The sequence below is a fragment of the Microbacterium altimontanum genome (assembly GCF_058349865.2).
This window is the reverse complement of sequence record NZ_JBYRJB020000001.1, coordinates 484127-505299: the sequence shown is the minus strand read 5'-3', so window position 1 is coordinate 505299 and position 21173 is coordinate 484127. Positions and strand designations below refer to the sequence as shown.

The window sequence follows — 21173 nt, the reverse complement described above, 5'->3', positions numbered from 1 at the left end:
TACGCTGGGATGAGGATGAAGCTCATCTCGTACAACCTGCGCAAGCACCGGGCCGCCGCCGAACTGGCCACGCTGGTCGACCGGCACGGAGCCGATCTGCTGTGCCTGCAGGAGGCCGACACGACCGACATCCCGACGGAGGTCGCAGGCCTCCGCCTCGCCGATGCCACGCACCGCAACCGGCTCGGGCTCGCGCTGTATTACCGGATCAGCATGTACCGGCCGCTGGAGGTGCGGTCGATCTCGTTGAAGAAGTCGCTCCACGACCGCGTGCTCAAACCCGCCGAGGAGCGCATGCTCGGCGTGCGGCTGCACGACATCGACCAGGGGCGAGACCTCATCATCGCCTCGTTCCACGCGGCCCCCCTCACGGCGCTCAACTCGTTGCGGCGCCACCAGATCCGCACCGCGCTGAGCGAGCTGGAGCAGATCGGTCCGGGCCTTCCGGCGCTCATGGTCGGCGACTACAACTACCCCGTGTTCAAGGAGAACCTCGGTCAGAAGGTCCGCGAGCAGGGGTACGAGCTCACCCTGAGCGATTCGCGCACCTACACGCGCTACCGCTACTTCCGCGGCCACTACGACTTCGCCACCTCCGTGGGCTTCGACATCGAGCGCATCCGGACGCTTCCGCAGGGGCTGAGCGATCACCTGCCGATCCTCGTGACGGCGCGGATGACGCATCCCGCGACCCAGGCCAACGACGACGAGTCCGGATTCAGCGCGGCATCCTGACCTCGTCCGTTCGCACCGGGCGTCGGGACGGGGTAGCCTGGGAGAAGAATCGACCTCCGGAAGGATCCGCATGTTCATCCTCTGCTTTGTGCTCTTCCTCGCAGGGTTCGCATGCTTCGGCTACGCCCCGTACGTCGACGGCTGGCAGTCGGTGATCTTCATCCTCGGCATCATCCTCGTCTCCGTCGCGATCGGCATCCCGATGCACAAGTCGCGGCACGACCACAAGAGCGGCCAGCTTCCCTGAGCTCGCGACGCGAACTGCCGTCGAGAACGCCGGGCTCCTGAGGGATGCCCGGCGCTCGCGCATTTGGCCGACGCATCCGGATGCCGTAGACTCTCCCTTTGGTGCGTCGCCCTGCCGGCGCTGCCACGAACGTGAGCCCTCCACTGGCGTGTTCTCGACGATGTCGAAGAACCACCCCGGAGTGGGATTCACGAACCTCTCCGTTCGATCAAGAAAGCAGCACTTCCGTGACGCGCACTTTCACTCCCAAGGCTGGCGAGATCCAGCACGAATGGCTGGTCATCGACGCGACTGACGTCGTTCTCGGCCGCCTCGCCTCGCACGCCGCCGCACTCCTTCGCGGCAAGCACAAGCCGACCTTCGTCAACCACCTCGACACGGGCGACTTCGTCGTCATCGTGAACGCCGACAAGGTGGCGCTGACCGGTCAGAAGCTCCAGAAGAAGATGGCCTACCGTCACTCGGGCTACCCGGGCGGCCTCACGGCGACCTCGTACTCCGAGCTGCTCGAGAAGAACCCCGTCCGCGCGGTGGAGAAGGCCGTGCGCGGCATGCTCCCCAAGAACAGCCTGGGCCGCCAGCAGCTGAGCAAGCTGAAGGTCTACGCCGGCGCCGAGCACCCGCACGCGGCCCAGCAGCCCAAGCCGTACATCTTCGACCAGGTCGCCCAGTAAGCGCCGGCCCCTACAAGCGCAGACACAAAGGACACACTCGTGGCGAACACCGACTCCACCGAACTCACCAACTACTCCACTGAGAGCACGGCCGACGTGGCCGCCGAGACGGCGCCCCGTCCCGTGCTCAGCGTTCCGGGCGCGGCCGTGGGCCGTCGCAAGCAGGCCATCGCTCGTGTGCGCCTGATCCCCGGCGAGGGCAAGATCACGGTCAACGGCCGTGACCTCGAGGACTACTTCCCGAACAAGCTGCACCAGCAGCTCATCAACGACCCGTTCACCGTGCTGAACCTGACGGGCGCGTACGACGTCATCGCCCGCATCCACGGCGGCGGCGACTCCGGCCAGGCCGGCGCGCTGCGCCTGGGCATCGCGCGCGCTCTCAACGGGATCGACGTCGAGAACAACCGCCCGACCCTGAAGAAGGCCGGCTTCCTCTCCCGCGACGCGCGCGTCAAGGAGCGCAAGAAGGCCGGTCTCAAGAAGGCCCGCAAGGCGCCGCAGTACTCGAAGCGCTGATCGAGGCCGTTTCGATGCCGCTGTTCGGCACGGACGGGGTGAGGGGGCTGGCCAACGGCCCCCTCACCGCCGATCTCGCACTCACCCTGGCCCAGGCGACTGCCGTCGTCCTGGGCCAGGGCCGCTCTGCGGACGCGCGTCGCGCCGCGGGAAAGCGCCTCACCGCCGTCGTCGCCCGTGACCCGCGGGTGTCGGGGGAGTTCCTCTCGGCCGCTGTCGCAGCGGGCCTTGCCGCCTCGGGCGTCGATGTGCTCGACGCCGGTGTCATCCCGACCCCTGCCGCAGCGTTCCTCGTCGGCTCGATCGACGCGGACTTCGGCGTCATGGTGTCGGCGTCGCACAATCCGGCACCCGACAACGGCATCAAGATCTTCGCCCGCGGGGGAGTGAAGCTGCCCGACATCGTCGAGCGGCGCATCGAGGCCGCGATGACCGGACCGAAGCTCCTGCCGACCGGCGCCGCCGTCGGCCGCATCCGGCGATTCGCCGATGCCGAGGACCGCTACGTCGTGCACCTGCTGCAGTCGCTGCCGCACCGGCTCGACGGCATCCACGTGGTGCTCGACTGCGCGAACGGTGCCGCGTCGGGCGTCTCGCCCGAGACCTTCCGCGACGCAGGTGCACAGGTGACGGTGGTCGGCGCCGATCCCGACGGGGTGAACATCAACGACGGCGTGGGGTCGACGCACCTCGATCACCTCGCCGCGCAGGTGCTGCGCCTCGGCGCCGACGTGGGAATCGCCCACGACGGCGACGCCGACCGGTGCCTTGCCGTCGATGCGGCGGGCCGCGTGGTGGACGGCGACCAGATCATGGCGATCCTCGCGGTCGCGATGAAGGAGCGGGGCGCGCTCGTGCGCGACACGCTCGTCGCGACCGTGATGAGCAACCTCGGGCTGCATCGCGCGATGGCCGAGCACGGCATCCGTGTCGAGCAGACCAGCGTCGGCGACCGCTACGTGCTCGAGCGCATGAACGACGGGGGATTCGCCCTCGGCGGCGAGCAGTCCGGCCACGTCATCATGAGCGAGTACGCCACGACCGGCGATGGCCTGCTCACGGGGCTGCACCTGCTCGCCGAGATGGCACGGCAGGGCAAGAGCCTGGCCGAGCTCGCGTCGATCATGACGATCTACCCGCAGGTGCTCGTGAATGTGAAGGGCGTCGACCGCACGCAGGTCGCGCACCCGGAGGTCGCCGCCGCCGTCACCGCCGCGGAGGCCGAGCTGGGCGAGACGGGACGCGTGCTGCTGCGCGCATCCGGCACCGAGCCGCTCGTGCGCGTCATGGTGGAGGCGGCCGAGGCCGACGTGGCCTCCGAGATCGCCGGACGCCTGGCAGACGTGGTGCGCGAACACCTCGCACTCCCGGTCTGAGACTGCAGCGGCGCCGCGCCTGCAGCAGCGGCGCCGCGTGTGCGGCCACTCCGGCGCCGGCTGTGCGGTCGTGGCATCCGTCGCGCGTGCGGCCGAGGCATCCGTCGCCCGCTACGATGGGCGCGATGTCAGCCGACGAAACCGCCGCGTATCCGGCGTCCGCTCCGACCGCCGCACCGGAGCTGTACCGCGAGATCCCGCGCGCGGAATGGGCGCGCCTGGCCGCCGGGATGGCGCAGCCGCTGACGGAGACCGAGGTCGTGCAGATCCGCGGCCTGGGCGACCGCCTCGACCTCGCCGAGGTGCGCGACGTGTACCGGCCCCTCAGCCGCCTGCTGAGCCTCTACGCGCGCTCCACGAAGCAGCTCGGCGCCGACACCGCGGGATTCCTCGACGAGAAGGACTCCACCACGCCGTTCGTCGTGGGCGTCGCCGGTTCGGTCGCCGTCGGCAAGTCCACGATCGCCCGCCTGCTGCGCGAGCTGATGAGCCGGTGGTCGGACACTCCCCGTGTCGAGCTCATCACGACCGACGGATTCCTCTATCCGAACGCCGAGCTCGAGCGGCGCGGCCTCATGGACCGCAAGGGGTTCCCCGAGTCCTACGACCGTCGCGCACTCGTCGACTTCCTCGTCCAGATCAAGAGCGGCGCCCCCGAGGCGCGCGCGCCGTTCTACTCCCACATGCGCTACGACATCATGCCGGACGCGCACGTCACCGTGCGCCGACCCGACGTGCTGATCGTGGAGGGGCTGAACGTGCTGCAGCCCCCGCCCACGCCGAACGACGTGGCCGTGAGCGACCTGTTCGACTTCTCCATCTACGTCGATGCGGACGCCGCACACATCGAACGCTGGTACGTCGACCGGTTCCTCGCCCTGCGACACGGGGCGTTCAGCAACCCGCACTCGTTCTTCAAGGTCTTCGCCGACCTGAGCGACGAGGAGGCGGTGGCGCGCGCGCTGGGGTTCTGGAACGACATCAATCTGCCGAACCTCGAAGAGAACGTGCTGCCGACGCGGCACCGTGCCACGCTCGTGCTGCGCAAGGGGCCCGACCACGCCGTCGAGCACGTGCAGTTGCGCAAGCTTTGAGTGGCGCGCCAGCTGCCGCGGGCCGGAGCAATGCCGCGCAGCGGCGTTGATGCGGTGCGACTCAAGGTTGAGCGAGCGAGCGCAGCGAGCGAGACGAAACCCGCGCGCGCTGCAGCGGGCCGGGGCGCGCACCCGCGGCATCCGTTTGTTCAGAATCCTTGCAAACAGGCCTCCGTACGATGGAGTGCATGTGTGGAATCGTCGGTTACGTCGGCTCGCGTGAGAGTCAGAGCATCCTCATGTCGGGTCTGGCACGGCTGGAGTATCGAGGGTACGACTCGGCGGGCATCGCCGTGATCTCCGATGACGGCGACCTGGAGATGCGCAAACGCGCCGGCAAGCTCGCAGTGCTGCGCGACGACCTCGAGCGCGCCCCGATGGACGGAGGCAGCACGGGCATCGGACACACCCGCTGGGCCACTCACGGCGGTCCCACCGACGAGAACGCCCATCCGCACCTCGCCGACGACGGAAGGCTCGCCGTCATCCACAACGGCATCATCGAGAACTTCGCCGAGCTCAAGGCCGGTCTGCTCGCCTCCGGTGCCGAGTTCCTGAGTGAGACCGACAGCGAGGTCGCCGCGGTGCTCCTCGCCCGCGAGTACCACGCGAACGGCGACGACCTCGAGGCGGCGTTCCGCGCCACCGTCAACCAGCTCGACGGCGCGTTCACGCTGCTCGCGATGCACGAGGACCACCCCGACCTCGTCGTCGGCGCGCGGCGCAACTCCCCGCTCGTGATCGGGCTCGGAGAGGGCGAGAACTTCCTCGGGTCCGACGTCGCGGCGTTCGTCGAGCACACCCGCCGTGCCCTCGCGATCGGACAGGACCAGATCGTCGCCATCACCCCCGACGGCGTGCGGGTCACCGACTTCGCCGGTGGGTCGGTCGAGGTCGAGCCGTTCGAGGTCACGTGGGACGCCGCCGCCGCGGAGAAGGGCGGCTGGTCGTCGTTCATGGCCAAGGAGGTCTCGGAAGAGCCGGATGCGGTGGCCAACACCGTGCGCGGGCGCGTGCACGACGGCGCGGTGGCGATCCCCGAGCTCGACGGGCTCGACGAGCTGTTCACCGGCATCCACCGCATCCTCATCATCGCCTGCGGCACCGCCGCGTACGCCGGTCAGGTCGGCAAGTACGCGCTCGAGCAGTGGGCGCGGGTCCCCGTCGACGTCGAGCTCGCGCACGAGTTCCGCTACCGCGACCCGGTGCTCGACGACGGCACGCTCGTCGTCTCGATCAGCCAGTCGGGCGAGACCATGGACACGCTCATGGCGGTCAAGTACGCGCACGAGCGCGGTGCGAAGACGCTGTCGATCTGCAACACGCAGGGTGCGACGATCCCGCGTGAGTCGGACGCGATCGTGTACACGCACGCTGGACCGGAGGTCGCGGTGGCGTCGACGAAGGCGTTCGTCGCGCAGATCACGGCGCTCTATCTGCTGGCCTTGCATGTCGGCCGCGTGCGGGGGGCGATCACCCCCGCCGAGCAGGCGCAGCAGGTCGCCGAGCTCGAGGCGGTGCCGGGCAAGATCCAGCAGATCCTCGACTCCGAGCAGGAGCACACGACGCAGCTCGCGCACTGGATGGCCGACACCCGCTCGGTGCTGTTCCTCGGCCGGCACGTGGGCTTCCCGATCGCCCTTGAGGGCGCGCTCAAGCTCAAGGAGATCTCGTACATCCACGCCGAGGGTTTCGCGGCCGGTGAGCTCAAGCACGGCCCGATCGCGCTCATCGAGCCGGGTCAGCCGGTGTTCGTCATCGTGCCGTCGCCGATCCAGTCGCCCGTGCTGCACGACAAGGTCGTGTCGAACATCCAGGAGATCCGCGCCCGCGGCGCCCGGGTGATCGTGATCGCGGAAGAGGGGGATGCCGCGGTGCTGCCGTTCGCCGACGAGGTGCTGCGCATCCCGCTGGCCGGCCCCCTGTTCGAGCCGCTTCTCGCCGTCGTGCCGCTGCACATCTTCGCGATGGGTCTCGCCACGGCGAAGGGGCTCGACGTCGACCAGCCCCGCAACCTCGCCAAGTCGGTGACCGTCGAGTAACGCTCGTTGTTCGGCGAGGTCGTACGATCTCGCCGAATGCACATGAAACCGCGCGCAGTTCGATGTGCGCTCGCGGGTGTGATGTTCAGTCGCGGGTCGCGCGCGCTCGTTGTGGTTGTGCGAGGTGCACCGCGGTCAGTCTTCTCGCGGGATCACATGAAACCGCGCACTGCACATCACTCTTGCGTCGGATTGATGTGCAACGCGCGGTTTCATGTGAATTCGAACCGGAGGGCTACTCCGTCGGGAGAGCGGCGACGACGTCGATCTCGACGAGGATGTTCGCCAGCTGCGAGCCGACCGTCGTGCGCACGGGGTAGGGCTCGTTGAAGAACTCCTTGTACGCCTCGTTGAACTCCGCGAAGTCGGCCAGGTCGGCGAGGTGCACGGTGGTCTTCACGCAGTCGTCGAGCGTGAGCCCCCGCTCAGCGAGCACCGCGCCGACGTTGCGGAGCACCTGCCGGGTCTGCTCGGCGACCGAGTCGGCGACCGCGCCCGTCGACGGGTCCTGCGGGCCGAATCCGGCAGTGTAGAAGAAGCCGTTGGCGATCACGCCCTGGCTGTACGGTCCGGCCGGCTGCGGTGCGTTCGCGGTGCGGATGGCGGTCTTCGTCATGGGAGTTTCCCTTTCTCTCGGTGAACGATGGTCTGGTCTGGTCTGGTTCTGGAGGCGCTTCACTCCCGCCGCAGCCCCCGCCCGGGCAGGGCGCCGGTGAGCTCTCCGTCAGCGAGCACCTGCACCCCTGCGACGAAGACGTCGTCGATGCCGACGGACTCCCGCAGCGGGCGGTCGTAGGTGGCTTCGTCGGCGACGACGTCGGGCTGCACGACGATGACGTCGGCGACAGCCCCGGGAGCGATGGCGCCGCGGCGCCCCAGCCCGAAGCGCTCGACCGGCCCCGCCGAGAGGTGGTGCGCTGCATCCGTCCACGACCACGTGCCGGTCTCGCGCACGTATTCGCGCAGGAACCGCGCGAACGTGCCGCGCGCCCGCGGGTGGGGGTGCGTCCCGATGAAGATGCCGTCGGAGCCGCCCATATGGGCCGGATGCGCGAAGATGCGCGCCAGCTCGCCGACCGGCCGGTCATGGCGCACCGCCATGATGATGTTCGCGCGGAGGCGGCACGCCCGCATCGCATCGAGGGCGAACGAGATCGGATCGGTGCCGGCGCGTTCGGCCGCCTGCGCGATCGTCAGCCCGTGCGCCCACGCGAGTTCGGAGGCGGCGAGGTGCGCGAACGTGATCATGTGCGGCCAGTCGGGGCCGAGGCTCGGGTTCAGCGCGACGCGGGGGAACCACTCCCGCCGCAGCCGCCCCCGCACCGCGTCGTCGCCGAGCGCCGCCACGACCTCGTCCACCGGCAGGACCGAGAGCTCGGGCGGCAGCAGCGGCATGCCGATCAGGCTGCAGCCGCGGGTGTACGGATACGCGTCGAAGGTCGCGTCGACACCGGATGCCGCCAGGCCGTCGAGCTGAGCGAGCACGATGTCGGCGTCGGCGTGGAAGTGCGAGACGTGCACGCGCAGCGGAGCGCCCGAGTCGGCGCTCGCGGCGCGGGAGATCGCCGCGATCTCGTCGATTCCCGCCGCGGCGTTGGCCTCGTACCCGCCCCGCATGTGGCTCACGTACACGCCGCCGGCGCGCGCCACCGGACTGCACAGCGCGGCGAGCTCGTCGGCGTCCTGGAACAGGCCCGGCACATAGTCGAGCCCGCTCGACAGTCCGACCGCGCCGGCGTCCATCCCCTCCTCGACGAGGGCGACCATCGCGGCCCGTTGCGACGCATCCGCCGGCTCCTGCGACCGACCGCACACGGCGAAGCGCACGGTGCCGGCCGGCACGAGATACGCGGCGTTGACCCGCGACGTGCCGTCGAGCGCCGCGAGATACTCCGCCACCCCGCCGCCGGCATAACCGGGATGGGGGCCGTTGATCGCCGCGAAATACTCGGCGGCGTACGCCCCGTCGCCCGGGGCGTACGAGACGCCGTCCTGGCCGACGATCACCGACGTGACGCCCTGGCGCAGCAGCGCCCGCTGCACCGCGGCGTCGCCGATCAGCCCGTCGACGTGCGAGTGGGCGTCGACGAATCCCGGCATGACGAGCCGCCCCGTGCACTCGATGACGACATCGCCGGGGCGCGCCGCGACGGCGCCCACCTCGGTGATCACCCCGTCGCGCACGGCGACATCGGCATCCCGTTCACCCGTGGCGTCGACCACGCGGCCGCCCCGCAGGACGGTCCGACCGGCGGGCGCTGGTTCGGTCATCATCGGTCCTCAGAAGTAGGTGCGGACGAGGTCGACCACGGCGCCGGAGCGCCACGAATCAACGACCGGCAGCACCCGCCACTTGTCGAAGGCGGTGCACGGATGCGACAGCCCGAGCGCCACCACGGACGCGACCGGCGCCGTGTCGGCGGCGGCGGTCCGCAGGTAGCTGTGCTGGTCGTTCATCGCGGTGATCGTCGCGTCGGGGAGGGGCTGCCAGTCTGCTCCGAGATCGGATGCCGCGTGCCGCGGGATCGGCAGGCCTTCGTCGTAGGGGAAGTCGCGTTTGCCGCCGTCGAGCAGGGCGAGCTCCGCCTCGGGACGGGAGACGACCCGGGCGATGCCGTGCATCGCGGTGCGGAAGCGCGGGCCGCTCTCGTCGGTGCTGCCCTCGTCGAACGGCGAGATCTCACGATAGAAGCCGTCATCGTGCACGATGTACGCGCCCGAGCGCAGCGTGAAGTGCGTGCGGTGCTCGCCCGTGTCGGCTGCCCCGGTGCCCGGCGCTGCAGCGCCGGCGGCGGCGTAGACCTCCGCGACGACGTCGAAGTACGCGCTTCCGCCGGCGGTGACGTACACGTCGCCGTCACCGTAGAGGTGCTGGATGCGTTCGTGCAGCTCGACCTGCCGCTCGAGGTACTCGCGCACCGTGCGCAGGGCAGTCTCCGAGCGCTCGTGCGCAAGGCTCCCCTCGTACCCGGCGACCCCGGCGAGGCGCAGCGTCGGCGCCTGGGCGATGCGCTCGGCCACCTCGACGGCGGCGGCGGTGGTACGGGCGCCGGTGCGCCCTCCCGGTGCACCGAGCTCCACGCAGACGTCGACGGGACGGGGAAGGTCGACCGCGTCGAGCGCGGCCGTCATCGCCGCGACGGTCTCGAGAGAGTCCGCCCAGCACACGAACCGGAACGCGGGGTCGGCGAGCTCCCCGGCGAGGTACCGCAGCGACCGTTCGTCGACGGCCGCGTTGGCCAGCATGATCGACGAGACGCCGAGGCTGCGGGCGGTGCGAACCTGACCCATCGTGGCGAGGGTGATGCCGAGCGCTCCGGCATCGAGCTGCCGCTGCCACAGCGTCGGCGACATCGTGGTCTTGCCGTGCGGCATGATGTCGAGCCCGCGCTCCGCGCACCACGTAGCCATCGTCTCGACGTTGTGCCGCATCGCCTCGTCGTCGAGCACGATGAGCGGCGTCCAGAACTCCTCGAGCCGGGGAGAGGTGGCGAGGAACTCGGCGATCGTCATTCCGATCGCTCGTTCCGGGATGCCCTTGTCGCGCGCCGTCAGCCGTTCGTCGGCGGGACCGCTCATGGTTTCGGCTCCTCGGTTCATCGATGTCACTGCGCCGACAGCAGCTGCGCGAGAGCGGGCAGCTGCGCCGGGTCTTCGAGGGCGGAGCCCACCGCGACCACCCTCACCCCGGCCTGGAGGAACGCCGGCGCCGTCTGGGCGTCCATCCCGCCCGTCGCGACGAACGTCGACTGCGGGAAGGGTCCGCGCATCGCACCGAACCATCCGGTGCCCAGCAGGGACGCGGGGAAGGCCTTGACCCACGTGAGCCCTTCCTTCAGCGCGAGCTGCAGCTCGGTCGCGGTGCCGACCCCGGGCAGGGACGGCATTCCGGCCTCGTGCGAGGCGCGGACGACCTCCGCGTCGAAGCCCGGGCTCACCGTGAACGCGGCGCCGGCGTCCTTCGCCTGCCGGACATGCTCCGTGCTCACGACGGTTCCCGCGCCGACCCGGAGGCCCCGCGCCTGCGCCGCCTCGGCGACGACGCGCAGCGCCTCGACATCCGTCGGCGTCTGCACCGGCACCTCGACGGCCTCGATGCCGAGCTCCCACGCCGTCGTCGCGACGGCGAGGCTGCGCTCGACGCCCATGCCGCGGAGGATCGCCATGAGTCGCACCTCGCCGAAGAGTTCGGCGAAGGAGGAGTTGTCAGTCATGTCCGGTACCAGCCTTCCACTGTTCGGGCTCTTTCACGGGGGACGGGGACGATGCGCGACGAACGTCGTGCGTGCGTCATGCGTCGGATTCGGCGACGAAATCGCTCGTCGACAGGAGGACGAGGTGCGCGCGCGCATGCCCCGCGGTGAGCCGCGCCTCGGCCTCGGCGCCGTCGATCAGCGCGGCGAGGTAGCCTGCCGCGAACGCATCGCCGGCGCCCACGGGCTCCACCACCTCGGTCGGGATGGCCGCGACGAACGTGGCAGTGTCGACGCCGTCGGCGCGGTGGTACTCGGTGGCCCCGACCGCGCCGTCCTTGATGACGAGGGTCGTCGGCTCGGGGATGAGCCGCCGCACGTCGTCGGCGGTCTCGCATCCCCACACCGTCGTCGCCTCGTCGAGACCGACGAACACGATGTCGGCCCGTCGGGCGAGGGCGAGGAGAACCGGGCCCTCCTCGCCGGGCTGCCACAGCGCAGGCCGATGGTTCACGTCGAAGCTCAGCAGCGCATCGCCGGCCCCAACCCGCTCGATGACGGTGTCGATGAGCGCTGCGCAGGTGGGCGAGAGCGCCGGCGTGATGCCGGAGACGTGCACGACGGCGGCGTCTTCGAGGGGCACGTCGGCGACGGTGTCAGGTCCCATGCGGGATGCCGCCGAGCCCCGCCGGTAGTAGAGCACGCCGCGCCCGGGATCCTTGAAGTAGACGCCGGTCGGGGCATCCGGATCGGTGTGCACCCAGCCGACATCAACGCCCCGGCGCGCGACATCCGCCCGGACGCGGTCGCCGAGCACGTCGGCCCCGACCGCGCTGACCCACGCCGCATCGACTCCCAGCGCCGCCGCGTGCGTGGCGACGTTGGACTCGGCACCGCCGATGTGCAGCCGCAGCTCGTCGGCGCTCGCGAGCGACTGGGCGCCGACGGGCGTGATCATCACCATGGTCTCGCCGAGGGCGATCAGGCGGGGACGGCGGGTGGGGGATGCGGCGGTCTCGGTCATTTCACGGTGGCCCTGACGTTGTCGATCTTGATGCTCTGCGTCGCGGCGAGCACATGCAGCCGGCCGGCGCCCTCGACGTCCGGCCGGACGGAGGCGACGAGCGTCGCGATCACACCGATCACCGCGATCACTCCCGAGTACACCACAACCGGCCAGAAGGCGCCGCCCGCCGCGGCGACGAGCGCCGCGCAGATCAGCGGCGCGAACCCGCCGCCCAGCGTGTTCGAGAACTGGTACCCGATGTTGACACCGGTCGTCCGCGCCTCGGCGTCGAACATCTCCACCAGCATCGTGGAGAGCGTCGCCTGCATGGCGACGCCGAACACGACGAAGCCGAGGATCTGCCCGAGCCAGATCAGCCAGAGGTTGCCGGTCGTGAACAGCATGAACGCCGGGTAGACCATCGCCGCGAAGCCGAGGCAGCCGATGATGTACACCGTGCGTCGACCGATCCTGTCGGAGATCGCACCCCACAGCGGGGCGACGACGATCTGGAGGAGCCCCACGATCATGGTCCCGGCGAAGCCCATCCACGCCGGCAGGTGCTTGTTGGTCACCATGAAGCCGAGCCCATAGGTGAGGATGACGTAGCCGGCGATCGACTGCGGCAGACCGATGAGGATGCCCATGATGGCGTTCTTGGGGTGCCGGAACACCTCGATGAGCGGGTTGGCCTTCTTTCCCGCGGCCTCGAGCTGCAGGGCCTGCGTGGCGGTGAACTCCTCGGACTCCTCGAGCTTGCGCCGCAGCAGGATCGCGACGATCGCGAGCACGATCGAGAAGACGAACGGGATGCGCCAGCCCCATTGCAGGAACCAGGACGACGGGGTCAGCCCGAGCCCCGCCATCAGGCCGCCCGAGACGACGTTGGCGATGCCCGCGCCGCTGATGAGGAACGCGCCGTAGAGTCCGTGCTTGCCGGTGGGGGCGTTCTCGACGACCATGGTCGCCGCGCCGCCCATCTCACCGCCGACGAAGAACCCCTGGAACATGCGACACAACAGCAGGAGCAGGGGAGCTGCGATCCCGATCATGTGGTCGGGCGGGATGAGGCCGATGCCGGTCGTCGCGATGCCCATGCCGACCACGGTGATCATCAGCACGGCCTTGCGACCGACCCTGTCGCCGACGATGCCCCAGACGATGCCGCCCACGGGACGCAGCAGGAATCCCACCGCGAACGTCGCGAACGACGAGAGCTGCGCGATGATCGGGTCGTCGGTGGAGAAGAACACCGTCGGGAAGACGGCCGCCGAGGCGAGGCCGTACAGGTAGTAGTCGTAGTACTCCATCAGCGTGCCGATGGAACCGCCGGCGATCATCCGCCGCTGGCGTGCCGACAGCCCGCTGCGCGTGCTCGCTCCGGTCATGAGAGTCTCCTCGGTCCGTGGCCCGGGAGGGGCCTGGGATAGCGCCGGCGTCGTCGCCGACGAGAGCAAAGGTAATGCATTCTGAACGAACTGTCTAGCGAAGATACGTTTTGTTCATGCAAGAATGGTGATCAGCGGTACAGCGGTACAGCGGGCTGCGAGGCGGGGAGCGTGACGATGAACACACACGACACCTACGAGGATGCGTCAGAGGTCCTCGAGGTCTTTCGCCCGGTCATGCGCGCCATCGCCGCGGCCGGCGGCTCGGCGTGCGAGGTCGTGCTCCACAACCTCGATGGTGCCGATGTCGACCTCGGGCACACGATCGCCGCGATCGAGAACGGGCACGTCACCGGCCGGGAGGTCGGCGGACCGTCCACCAGCCTCGGGCTCACGGTGCTGCAGAACCGCAAGGAGAACCACGACGCCTTCGGCTACCGCGGCTTCACCGCCGACGGTCGGGAGCTGCGCTGCTCGAGCGTCTACTTCCGCAACCGGGCGGGCGACATCATCGCCGCGCTCTGCATCAACGTCGACCTGAGCGCGGTGCAGCAGGCGCGCGCGCTGCTCGATGCGCTGCTGCCCGCACCCGAGCCCACCGCTCCCGCCCAGCCGGACGAGTACTTCGGCCGCGATCTCGTGTCGGTGATGGACACCATGATCGGCGAGGCGATCAACGAGGTGGGCAAGCCCGCCGCGCAGATGACCCGCGATGAGAAGATCGCCGTGCTCCAACGGCTCGATGCGCGTGGCGCCACACAGATGCGCAAGTCGGTCGAGACGATCGCGGTGCGCCTGGGCATCTCGCGCGTGACGGCCTACGCGTACCTCGACGAGGCCCGGCGCGCGGCGAACTGACGAACCGAGGCAGCTCGATTCGGCGCTCGCCGAAGAGCCGCTCTCGCCCCTTCCCGGGGCCGTGACGTCCGCCCGCGATAGAGTCGAGGGATGCGGCGACCGCCGCCGGAGGGGAGCTCGGATGATCGTCGGGATCGGCGTCGACCTTGTCGACATCCCGCGGTTCGAACGACAGCTCGCCTGTACCCCGCGGCTGCTCGAGCGGCTCTTCGCACCGGCTGAGCGGCCCCTCGCCCCGCGGTCTCTCGCCGCGCGCTACGCGGCGAAGGAGGCGCTCATCAAGGCCCTCGGCGGATCCGACGGCGTGCACTGGACCGAGATCGAGATCGTGTCGGATGCGGCGGGCAAGCCCTCGTTCTCCCTCACCGGATCGACCGCGACCGTCATCGCCGATCGCGGGATCGCCGCCGTGCACCTGTCGATGTCGCACGACGCGGGCCTCGCCGTCGCATACGTCGTGGCCGACGCACCCGGCAGCGCCGACGGTCCGATGAGTGCCGATGCAGCTGGCGCCGGCGCCGCCGTCATCGTCGACGCATCCGTCACCACCGACGCATCCGTCACCACCGACGCATCCGTCGCCACCGACGCATCCGTCACCCGGGAGCTGAAGTCGTGAGCCACCTCGGCGACGGCGTGCTGTGCGAGGCCGTCATCGACGCTTCCGCGATCACCGCGAACACGCGGCAGCTGCGCCGGATGGTGGGCGTCGACGTCATGGCGGTGGTCAAGGCCGACGGCTACGGTCATGGGGCGGTGCGGTCCGCCGCGGCGGCGGTCGCCGGCGGTGCGACGCGACTCGGGGTCACCGACGTCGGTGAGGCGCTCGAGCTGCGTCGCGGCGGCATCGACGCCCCGATCCTCGCCTGGCTTCATGCTCCCGGGACCACGTTCGACGAGGCCGCGGCGTTCGGGATCGAGCTCGGCGTGTCGAGCATGGACCAACTGCAGCGTGCGGCGGCCGCAGCATCCGCCGACCGCCCCGTGGCGGTGCACCTCAAGCTCGAGACGGGTCTCGGCCGCAACGGCATCGCCCCGGCCGAGGCGGGCGCCGTCTTCGCCGAGGCCGCTCGTCTCGAGCGCATCGGCCGCCTGCGGATCGTCGGCCTGTTCAGCCACCTGTCGAACACGTCGGCCGCCGACGATCGGGCCGCGCTCGCCCGGTTCCAGGAGGGTGTCGCGGCCGCCGCCGCAGCCGGGCTCGCTCCGCGCATCCGGCACCTCGCGGCGACGGCGGCGGCGATCGACGTGCCCGAGACCCGGCTCGACTGCGTGCGACTGGGGATCGGCGTCTACGGTCTCTCCCCGTTCGAAGACCGGACGTCGGCCGACCTCGGGCTGCGGCCCGCGATGACGCTGCGGGCAGCGGTCGCCGCGGTGCGACGGGTTCCCGCCGGGCAGGGCGTGTCGTACGGCTACACCTACCGCACGGACGGCGAGACGACCCTCGCGCTGGTCCCGGCGGGATACGCCGACGGCGTGCCGCGGCAGGCGTCGAACGCCGGGCCGGTGGCGATCGGCGGGCGGCGGTTCCGCGTGGCGGGGCGGATCGCGATGGATCAGTTCGTCGTCGACGTGGGCGACGCCGACGTGCGGGTGGGGGACGAGGCGGTGCTCTTCGGCGACCCGACGCTGGGCGTGCCCGGTGCGGAGGAGTGGGCACAAGCGGCGTCGACCATCAACTACGAGATCGTGACGCGCATCGGCGCCCGCGTCCCCCGCCGACAGATGGACGGATGAGCGGCCTGGACGCGCTGGCGGGGCGCCATGACATCGCCTCGGCCGGCGAGATGGAGGATCTCGGCCGCCGCATGGGGGCCGTGCTGCGCGCCGGCGACCTCGTCGTCCTCACGGGGCCGCTGGGTGCCGGCAAGACCACGCTGACCCGGGGGATCGGCGAGGGCCTCGGCGTGCGGGGGCCGGTGCAGAGCCCGACGTTCGTGATCGCGCGGACGCATCCGTCCCTTGTCGGCGGGGATCCGCTCGTGCACGTCGACGCGTATCGGCTCGGCTCGGCGCTCGAACTCGACGACCTCGACATCGACGCCGACGGCTCTGTCGTCGTGGTGGAGTGGGGCCGCGGCATGGCCGAGGGGCTGCGCGAGACGTGGTGGGAGGTCGAGATCGAGCGCGCCGTCGGCGGGCACAGTGCCGACTCCGCCTGCGCGCTCCCCGGTTGGGACCCGGAGGATCAGGACGCCCCCGATCCCCGCGTGGTGACGATCTCCCGGCGCCCCTGAGGCGCGGCCGGTCGGGATGCGCCGACTACCCTGGAGGGGTGATCCTCGGCATCGACACCTCCCTCGGCACGACGGTCGCCGTCATCGAGGAGGACGGCGTCATCCTCGCCCAGGCAGACAGCGCCGATCCGCTGGCCCACGCGGAGGCGATCGGCTCACTGCTGCAGCAGGCGCTGGCCGAGGCATCCGTCGCCCCGGCGCAGATCACGCACGTGGCGGCGGGCATGGGTCCCGGGCCGTTCACGGGCCTGCGCATCGGGATCGCCGCCGCCCGCGCCTTCGCGCTCGGCCGTGGTGTGCCGGTCGTGCCGGTCGTCAGCCATGACGCCGTGGCGCTGGAGCTGCTGCTGCGCGATCCGTTCGACGACCTTCCCCGATTCGCCGTGGTGACGGATGCGCGCCGCCGCGAGTTCGCGTACTCCGTCTACGACGGCGTCGACGACGACGGTCTGCCCGTGCGGGTGAGCGGGCCGCAGCTCGCCCACCGCGACGAGATCGACGAGCTGCTCGCCGAGGCCGGTGCCGAGCGGCGTGACGCGCGGGCCGCATCCGGTGCCTTCGTCGCCCTCGTCGCCGCACGGGCGGTGGCGGCCGGGCGCGACGTCGGCCTGCAGGACGCGCTCTACCTGCGCTCACCCGACGTGGCCGCGCCCGCGGCCCCGAAGCGGGTCGCGACTGCACATCATGTCGGCGAGAGCACATCGATTCGCGCGCAGGATGATGTGGTTTCGGCGGAATCGTACGATCTCGCCGAACAGCGGGGCCGCGGAGGCGCGGGGCCGGCGGAGGGCGTCGGGTGAGCGCCGTGGTGCGCATCGCCTTGGTCGAGGACCTCGACGCGATCATGGCGCTCGAGCGCCGATCGTTTCCGAGCGATGCGTGGAGCGAGCGGACGATGGCCGACGAGCTGGCCTCGCCGCACGGCCGGTATCTCGTGCTCGAGCACGACGGCGAGCTCGCCGGTTACGCAGGCCTGCGCGCCGTCGCGGGGGCGCGCGACGGCGACATCCAGACGATCGCGGTGGCCGAGGCATCCCGGGGCCGCGGCTGGGGACGACTGCTCCTGACGGCGCTCGAAGACGAAGCGGTGCGGCGCGGCGTGCGTGACCTGTTCCTCGAGGTGCGCGCCGACAACCCGGTCGCGCAGGCGCTGTACGTGTCGGAGGGCTTCCGCGAGGTGGGCCGGCGGCCGCGCTACTACCAGCCCGACGACGTCGACGCGATCGTCATGCAGGCAGACCTCAGCAGGCGCCCGGCCGAAGCGGAGCAGAAGCAGGCGGAATCGGCCGTTTCCACGCTGCCGGCGACCGCCGAGGCCGATCCGGCCTGCTCTTGCGACGATTCCGACCCGGCAGGCCCAGGAGAGGGACGCCGCGGAGATGCCGGGGAGACCCGCCGCCGGTTCCTCGAGGAGAAGACATGATGCGTGAACCGCTGGTGCTGGGCATCGAGACGAGCTGCGACGAGACCGGAATCGGCATCGTCCGGGGCCGCACCCTGCTGTCGAACACGATCGCCAGCAGCATGGACGAGCACGCCCGATACGGCGGTGTGATCCCGGAGATCGCGGCGCGGGCGCATCTGGAGGCCCTGCAGCCGTCGATCGCCGCGGCGCTCGCAGAGGCCGACGTCGCGCTCGCCGACCTCGATGCGGTCGCGGTGACCTCGGGTCCCGGTCTGGCCGGTGCGCTCATGGTGGGAGTGGGGGCGGCGAAGGCGCTCGCCGTGTCGCTCGAGAAGCCCCTGTACGCCGTGAACCACCTCGTCGGTCACATCGCCGCCGACATCCTCGACGCCGACGCCGGTCCCCTCGAGTACCCCACCGTCGCGCTGCTCGTGTCGGGCGGTCACACGTCGCTGCTGCTCGTGCGCGATCTCACGACCGACGTCGAGCTGCTGGGCGAGACGATGGATGACGCGGCCGGCGAAGCGTTCGACAAGGTCGCGCGCATCCTCGGCCTTCCGTATCCGGGCGGTCCGGAGATCGACCGCGCCGCAGCGACGGGAGACCCGAACGCGATCCGGTTCCCCCGCGGGCTGTCGCGCGCGTCCGACATGGACGCGCACCGGTACGACTTCTCGTTCTCGGGCCTGAAGACGGCGGTGGCGCGGTGGATCGAGCAGCGGGAGGCGACGGGGACGGCGGTGCCGCTGGCGGATGTCGCGGCGAGCTTCCGTGAGGCCGTCGTCGATGTGCTCGTGACGAAGGCGCTCGACGCGTGCGCGCGCTACGGCGTCCCGCGACTCCTGCTCGGCGGGGGAGTGATCGCGAACCGGCGCCTGCGCGATGTCGCGCTGCAACGCGCGGCGGCCGCCGGCGTGACGGTGCGCATACCGCCCCTGTCGCTGTGCACCGACAACGGGGCGATGATCGCGGCGCTCGCGGCGCAGCTCATCATGTCGGGACGCAAGCCGTCGACGATGGGGTTCGGGGCGGATTCGACGCTGCCGGTGACCGAGATCCAGGTCGCCGAGCGGGATGCGGAGCAGGCGGCGTGACCGACGCGGGGAAGCGGGAGGACCTCGCCGGCGGCGATGGGCGCAGCGCCGCCGCCGGTGACGCGATGGCGCACCAGCCCAAGCCCGTCGACGCGGCGACGCATCCGTCGAAGCCGGCAGACGCGATCCCGCCCGATGCCACCCCGATCAGCATGAGCGCGCCATCGCCCGACGTCGACCTCGGCGAAGACGCTCCGGCGATTCCGGGCGAGCACAGCGGCGGCTTCCACCGCCTCCCGACCGGACCGGTCGAGACGACCGTCGATTCGGGACCGTCCGAGGAGCCCGAGCCCGAGGTGCGCTGGCTCATGCCCGAACCGGAGCGCCGCAGCGGCGGCAGCCTGTCGGGGTGGGCGCTCACCGTCGCGATCCTCGGCCTCATCGCGTCGTTCTTCGTCGGCTGGTGCTTCGCGATCGGGATCGTCGCCGTCATCCTCGCCATCGTCGCGCTGCGCCGGCCGGTCGAGAGCCGCATGGTCGCAGGCTGGGCGTTCGCCCTCGGCATCCTCTCGCTCCTCTACAGCGCCGGGTGGATCATCTGGGCGCTGACCCACCCGGTGTGAGGCCGGTTCGCCCGAAGATGACGTCGATCGCTTCGGGAAGCTCGACCACAGCGGTGTCCTGCGTGAAATGACCGCGGCCGGTGAGGACGTCGAGATCGGCGCGGAGATCCGTGGCGAGTCGCATCGTCGCGGTCACCGGCACAACCGGATCGGCGTCTGACGAGAGCACCACCCGGCGGTCGATGCGGTCGCTGACGCGCCGCGCCGGAGCCGGCGCGGTGAGGTACTCGTCCAGTTCGGGCAGGCCGGCCAGGGGACCGGAGAAGCCGGCGACAAGGAGCGTCCCGCCGAGCCGCCATGGTCCCTTCACCGCGTCGAGCACGCGGAGCGCCGTGACACAGCCCAGTGAGTGCCCCACGACCCATGTCCGCTGATCGGGTCGGCCGAGAGCGCCGGCGACGGCGGTCTCCCACGCATCACGGCGCGGCGTCAACGGATCTGGCAGTGACACGACGGAGACCTCGGCGCCGCGTGTCCCGGCTTCCTTCGCGAACCAGGGAAACCAGTGGCAGCCGGGATCGGCGCCGAAACCGGGAACGACGACGACGCGATCGGTCATCGCGGCGAGCGGTCGGGATGCACGGTGAGTTCCACATCGACGAACCGCGGACGGTAGATCGTTGCGTCGCGATACACGTCCCCGACATTGTCGAAGGAGTTGACGTTGTACGTGAGCAGCAGACGGTTCCCGTGCCGCAGTTCGGGATGCTCGTGCGCGTTGTACGTGAAGACGTCGGCGTCGCCGTAGGAGCCGAGCGCTCCCGTCTCAGGCGTTCGGTACAGCTCGGCAGCGTCGGTGAAAGGTCCGGTCGGGGAGCAGGCGACCTTCGCCACGATGCGCGTGCTGAAAAGTTCCGACGTGTCCTGCGTGATCATGAGGTAGCCGTCGCGGAACGGCGCGACGCTGAACTCGTTGGCGACATATGGAGCGACGGGAGCGGCGTCCGCCTCTTCGGCCGACCAGCCGGTGCCGTCCCAGAACGTCCATCGGGCCAACAGTGCCTTCCGACCCTGCGCGCGGGCGACATACGCGGAGCGGACGCCGGCGACATCTGTGATTCCGTAGATGTAGGTGGTGTTCCCTTTCTGCAGTGTCCAGGAGCCCCAGTTGATTCCGGTCGCTGACGGCAGGTCGACGGTTCGACGCAGCTCCAGCGTCTTCCGGTCGAGGATCGCCAGACGGTTCGCCGTCCAGTGGAAATCGAAGCTCCCGGTGCCGGTCTTCTCGAACTGCAGCAACGGCAGCTGAACGGTGCCACGCGGGCCGCTCGCCGGATCGCCCACCCAGTACCACCGTCCATCGGGCTCCGGCGGGACGACGCCGCCGTCGTCCTCGCCGGCGACGGTGCGAAGGCCATGTGCGTCCTGCACCACGATCGAGTTGTTCACGAACGGCGCATCCGTCGGGCGCGAGCCGTCGGCGTTCACGGTGCCGAGGAACGTGTCGGAGAAGAACCAACCCAGCCGCCCTTCGCCCAAGGGCAGGGAGAACGTGCTGTCGCCTCCCGTCCACCCGCCACCGGCGTCCCCGTAATCGGCGAACGTGTCGGTGAGCTTCTGGTCGACGTGCGCCGTCGCCGTGATCGTGCTGCGGGCGAGTGAGCACTGGCCGTTCCGGCCTGCGTGTCCCTGGTCGGCGACGGCAGCCTGCGGCAGCGCAAGCGTCAAAGTCGCCGCCGCGACGGCCAGCGCACCCACGGCGCGCATCCTGTTCTTCGTCATGCTCGTCACTCCTTCGT

At 70.5% G+C, this 21173-nt stretch carries 22 protein-coding genes and 1 pseudogene; 15 read left to right on the top strand and 8 right to left on the bottom strand.

Annotated elements, in window-relative coordinates:
- The first annotated feature begins 15 nt into the window (after nt 1-15).
- From AC3RX1_RS02160 to glmS, 7 genes are all read left to right on the top strand, one after another.
- Nucleotides 16-735 (top strand): endonuclease/exonuclease/phosphatase family protein, encoded by a 720-nt coding sequence (locus AC3RX1_RS02160; protein WP_491499629.1) that lies wholly within the window; start codon nt 16-18, stop codon nt 733-735.
- Between the two features lie 70 nt (nt 736-805).
- Nucleotides 806-982: a hypothetical protein gene (locus AC3RX1_RS02155; RefSeq protein ID WP_491499581.1), complete on the top strand. Its 177-nt coding sequence runs from the start codon at nt 806-808 to the stop codon at nt 980-982.
- 227 nt (nt 983-1209) lie between these two features.
- Nucleotides 1210-1656 (top strand): 50S ribosomal protein L13, encoded by a 447-nt coding sequence (gene rplM, locus AC3RX1_RS02150; RefSeq protein WP_491499580.1) that lies wholly within the window; start codon nt 1210-1212, stop codon nt 1654-1656.
- A gap of 39 nt (nt 1657-1695) precedes the next feature.
- The gene (gene rpsI, locus AC3RX1_RS02145; RefSeq protein WP_491499579.1) at nt 1696-2175 is read left to right on the top strand and encodes a 30S ribosomal protein S9; all 480 of its coding nucleotides are present in this window, start codon (nt 1696-1698) and stop codon (nt 2173-2175) included.
- Nucleotides 2176-2189: 14 nt separating this feature from the next.
- Nucleotides 2190-3551 (top strand): phosphoglucosamine mutase, encoded by a 1362-nt coding sequence (gene glmM / locus AC3RX1_RS02140; RefSeq protein ID WP_491499578.1) that lies wholly within the window; start codon nt 2190-2192, stop codon nt 3549-3551.
- 125 nt (nt 3552-3676) lie between these two features.
- On the top strand, nt 3677-4645 hold the full coding sequence (coaA, locus tag AC3RX1_RS02135) for a type I pantothenate kinase (RefSeq protein ID WP_491499577.1): 969 nt from the start codon (nt 3677-3679) through the stop codon (nt 4643-4645).
- A gap of 188 nt (nt 4646-4833) precedes the next feature.
- A complete protein-coding gene (gene glmS, locus AC3RX1_RS02130; RefSeq protein WP_491499576.1) occupies nt 4834-6687 on the top strand; it encodes a glutamine--fructose-6-phosphate transaminase (isomerizing) in 1854 nt (617 codons plus the stop codon).
- A gap of 235 nt (nt 6688-6922) precedes the next feature.
- On the opposite strand, the gene AC3RX1_RS02125 is transcribed toward glmS, so the two are convergent.
- The 6 genes from AC3RX1_RS02125 to AC3RX1_RS02100 all read right to left on the bottom strand — a co-directional run bounded on the left by AC3RX1_RS02125 (nt 6923) and on the right by AC3RX1_RS02100 (nt 13274).
- Nucleotides 6923-7303 (bottom strand): RidA family protein, encoded by a 381-nt coding sequence (locus AC3RX1_RS02125; protein WP_491499575.1) that lies wholly within the window; start codon nt 7301-7303, stop codon nt 6923-6925.
- A gap of 59 nt (nt 7304-7362) precedes the next feature.
- Nucleotides 7363-8958, bottom strand: a complete 1596-nt coding sequence (locus AC3RX1_RS02120) for an N-acyl-D-amino-acid deacylase family protein (protein WP_491499574.1) — start codon at nt 8956-8958, stop codon at nt 7363-7365.
- A 9-nt stretch (nt 8959-8967) separates the two neighbouring features.
- Complete coding sequence (locus AC3RX1_RS02115; protein ID WP_491499573.1) at nt 8968-10266, bottom strand: alanine racemase; 1299 nt, start codon at nt 10264-10266, stop codon at nt 8968-8970.
- A 26-nt stretch (nt 10267-10292) separates the two neighbouring features.
- Nucleotides 10293-10901 carry a bifunctional 4-hydroxy-2-oxoglutarate aldolase/2-dehydro-3-deoxy-phosphogluconate aldolase gene (locus tag AC3RX1_RS02110; RefSeq protein WP_491499572.1) on the bottom strand — a complete coding sequence of 203 codons (609 nt, stop codon included), beginning with the start codon at nt 10899-10901 and terminating at the stop codon, nt 10293-10295.
- A 76-nt stretch (nt 10902-10977) separates the two neighbouring features.
- Entirely contained in the window at nt 10978-11904 is a 927-nt protein-coding gene (locus AC3RX1_RS02105; protein ID WP_491499571.1) for a sugar kinase, read from the bottom strand.
- The gene (locus AC3RX1_RS02100) at nt 11901-13274 is read right to left on the bottom strand and encodes an MFS transporter (protein ID WP_491499570.1); all 1374 of its coding nucleotides are present in this window, start codon (nt 13272-13274) and stop codon (nt 11901-11903) included. Before AC3RX1_RS02100 ends, AC3RX1_RS02105 begins: the two co-directional genes overlap by 4 nt.
- Before the next feature lie 177 nt (nt 13275-13451).
- Between AC3RX1_RS02100 and AC3RX1_RS02095 the strand changes: the two genes are divergently transcribed.
- The 8 genes and pseudogenes from AC3RX1_RS02095 to AC3RX1_RS02060 all read left to right on the top strand — a co-directional run bounded on the left by AC3RX1_RS02095 (nt 13452) and on the right by AC3RX1_RS02060 (nt 19434).
- Nucleotides 13452-14132, top strand: a complete 681-nt coding sequence (locus AC3RX1_RS02095; protein WP_491499628.1) for a helix-turn-helix transcriptional regulator — start codon at nt 13452-13454, stop codon at nt 14130-14132.
- A 121-nt stretch (nt 14133-14253) separates the two neighbouring features.
- Nucleotides 14254-14601: pseudogene (locus AC3RX1_RS02090) on the top strand (holo-ACP synthase); the annotation flags it as partial.
- 146 nt (nt 14602-14747) lie between these two features.
- Nucleotides 14748-15872 carry an alanine racemase gene (gene alr, locus AC3RX1_RS02085; RefSeq protein ID WP_491499569.1) on the top strand — a complete coding sequence of 375 codons (1125 nt, stop codon included), beginning with the start codon at nt 14748-14750 and terminating at the stop codon, nt 15870-15872.
- Nucleotides 15869-16372 (top strand): tRNA (adenosine(37)-N6)-threonylcarbamoyltransferase complex ATPase subunit type 1 TsaE, encoded by a 504-nt coding sequence (gene tsaE / locus AC3RX1_RS02080; RefSeq protein ID WP_491499568.1) that lies wholly within the window; start codon nt 15869-15871, stop codon nt 16370-16372. The genes alr and tsaE overlap by 4 nt, the downstream gene beginning before the upstream one ends.
- Nucleotides 16373-16410: 38 nt before the next feature.
- The gene (gene tsaB, locus AC3RX1_RS02075) at nt 16411-17172 is read left to right on the top strand and encodes a tRNA (adenosine(37)-N6)-threonylcarbamoyltransferase complex dimerization subunit type 1 TsaB (RefSeq protein ID WP_491499567.1); all 762 of its coding nucleotides are present in this window, start codon (nt 16411-16413) and stop codon (nt 17170-17172) included.
- A complete protein-coding gene (gene rimI / locus AC3RX1_RS02070; protein WP_491499566.1) occupies nt 17169-17795 on the top strand; it encodes a ribosomal protein S18-alanine N-acetyltransferase in 627 nt (208 codons plus the stop codon). The genes tsaB and rimI overlap by 4 nt, the downstream gene beginning before the upstream one ends.
- Nucleotides 17792-18871 (top strand): tRNA (adenosine(37)-N6)-threonylcarbamoyltransferase complex transferase subunit TsaD, encoded by a 1080-nt coding sequence (tsaD, locus tag AC3RX1_RS02065; RefSeq protein ID WP_491499565.1) that lies wholly within the window; start codon nt 17792-17794, stop codon nt 18869-18871. Before rimI ends, tsaD begins: the two co-directional genes overlap by 4 nt.
- Nucleotides 18868-19434, top strand: a complete 567-nt coding sequence (locus AC3RX1_RS02060; protein ID WP_491499564.1) for a hypothetical protein — start codon at nt 18868-18870, stop codon at nt 19432-19434. The genes tsaD and AC3RX1_RS02060 overlap by 4 nt, the downstream gene beginning before the upstream one ends.
- Here the strand turns inward: AC3RX1_RS02060 and AC3RX1_RS02055 are convergent.
- Together AC3RX1_RS02055 and AC3RX1_RS02050 are read right to left on the bottom strand one after the other, a co-directional pair.
- The gene (locus AC3RX1_RS02055) at nt 19406-19993 is read right to left on the bottom strand and encodes an RBBP9/YdeN family alpha/beta hydrolase (RefSeq protein ID WP_491499563.1); all 588 of its coding nucleotides are present in this window, start codon (nt 19991-19993) and stop codon (nt 19406-19408) included. The two genes, AC3RX1_RS02060 and AC3RX1_RS02055, sit on opposite strands and share 29 nt — an antisense overlap.
- Nucleotides 19990-21156, bottom strand: a complete 1167-nt coding sequence (locus AC3RX1_RS02050) for a DUF5005 domain-containing protein (RefSeq protein ID WP_491499562.1) — start codon at nt 21154-21156, stop codon at nt 19990-19992. Before AC3RX1_RS02050 ends, AC3RX1_RS02055 begins: the two co-directional genes overlap by 4 nt.
- Nucleotides 21157-21173 lie beyond the last annotated feature (17 nt).

What these genes read in the sequence shown, in the direction of transcription:
- AC3RX1_RS02105 (WP_491499571.1), bottom strand. Translation starts at nt 11,904, where the DNA reads ATGACCGAGACCGCCGCATCCCCCACCCGCCGTCCCCGCCTGATCGCC.
- AC3RX1_RS02125 (WP_491499575.1), bottom strand. Translation starts at nt 7,303, where the DNA reads ATGACGAAGACCGCCATCCGCACCGCGAACGCACCGCAGCCGGCCGGA.
- AC3RX1_RS02120 (WP_491499574.1), bottom strand. Translation starts at nt 8,958, where the DNA reads ATGACCGAACCAGCGCCCGCCGGTCGGACCGTCCTGCGGGGCGGCCGC.
- AC3RX1_RS02115 (WP_491499573.1), bottom strand. Translation starts at nt 10,266, where the DNA reads ATGAGCGGTCCCGCCGACGAACGGCTGACGGCGCGCGACAAGGGCATC.
- AC3RX1_RS02055 (WP_491499563.1), bottom strand. Translation starts at nt 19,993, where the DNA reads ATGACCGATCGCGTCGTCGTCGTTCCCGGTTTCGGCGCCGATCCCGGC.
- AC3RX1_RS02050 (WP_491499562.1), bottom strand. Translation starts at nt 21,156, where the DNA reads ATGACGAAGAACAGGATGCGCGCCGTGGGTGCGCTGGCCGTCGCGGCG.
- tsaE (WP_491499568.1), top strand. Translation starts at nt 15,869, where the DNA reads ATGAGCGGCCTGGACGCGCTGGCGGGGCGCCATGACATCGCCTCGGCC.
- coaA (WP_491499577.1), top strand. Translation starts at nt 3,677, where the DNA reads ATGTCAGCCGACGAAACCGCCGCGTATCCGGCGTCCGCTCCGACCGCC.
- AC3RX1_RS02155 (WP_491499581.1), top strand. Translation starts at nt 806, where the DNA reads ATGTTCATCCTCTGCTTTGTGCTCTTCCTCGCAGGGTTCGCATGCTTC.
- glmM (WP_491499578.1), top strand. Translation starts at nt 2,190, where the DNA reads ATGCCGCTGTTCGGCACGGACGGGGTGAGGGGGCTGGCCAACGGCCCC.
- AC3RX1_RS02160 (WP_491499629.1), top strand. Translation starts at nt 16, where the DNA reads ATGAAGCTCATCTCGTACAACCTGCGCAAGCACCGGGCCGCCGCCGAA.
- AC3RX1_RS02095 (WP_491499628.1), top strand. Translation starts at nt 13,452, where the DNA reads ATGAACACACACGACACCTACGAGGATGCGTCAGAGGTCCTCGAGGTC.
- glmS (WP_491499576.1), top strand. Translation starts at nt 4,834, where the DNA reads ATGTGTGGAATCGTCGGTTACGTCGGCTCGCGTGAGAGTCAGAGCATC.
- tsaD (WP_491499565.1), top strand. Translation starts at nt 17,792, where the DNA reads ATGATGCGTGAACCGCTGGTGCTGGGCATCGAGACGAGCTGCGACGAG.
- AC3RX1_RS02100 (WP_491499570.1), bottom strand. Translation starts at nt 13,274, where the DNA reads ATGACCGGAGCGAGCACGCGCAGCGGGCTGTCGGCACGCCAGCGGCGG.
- AC3RX1_RS02110 (WP_491499572.1), bottom strand. Translation starts at nt 10,901, where the DNA reads ATGACTGACAACTCCTCCTTCGCCGAACTCTTCGGCGAGGTGCGACTC.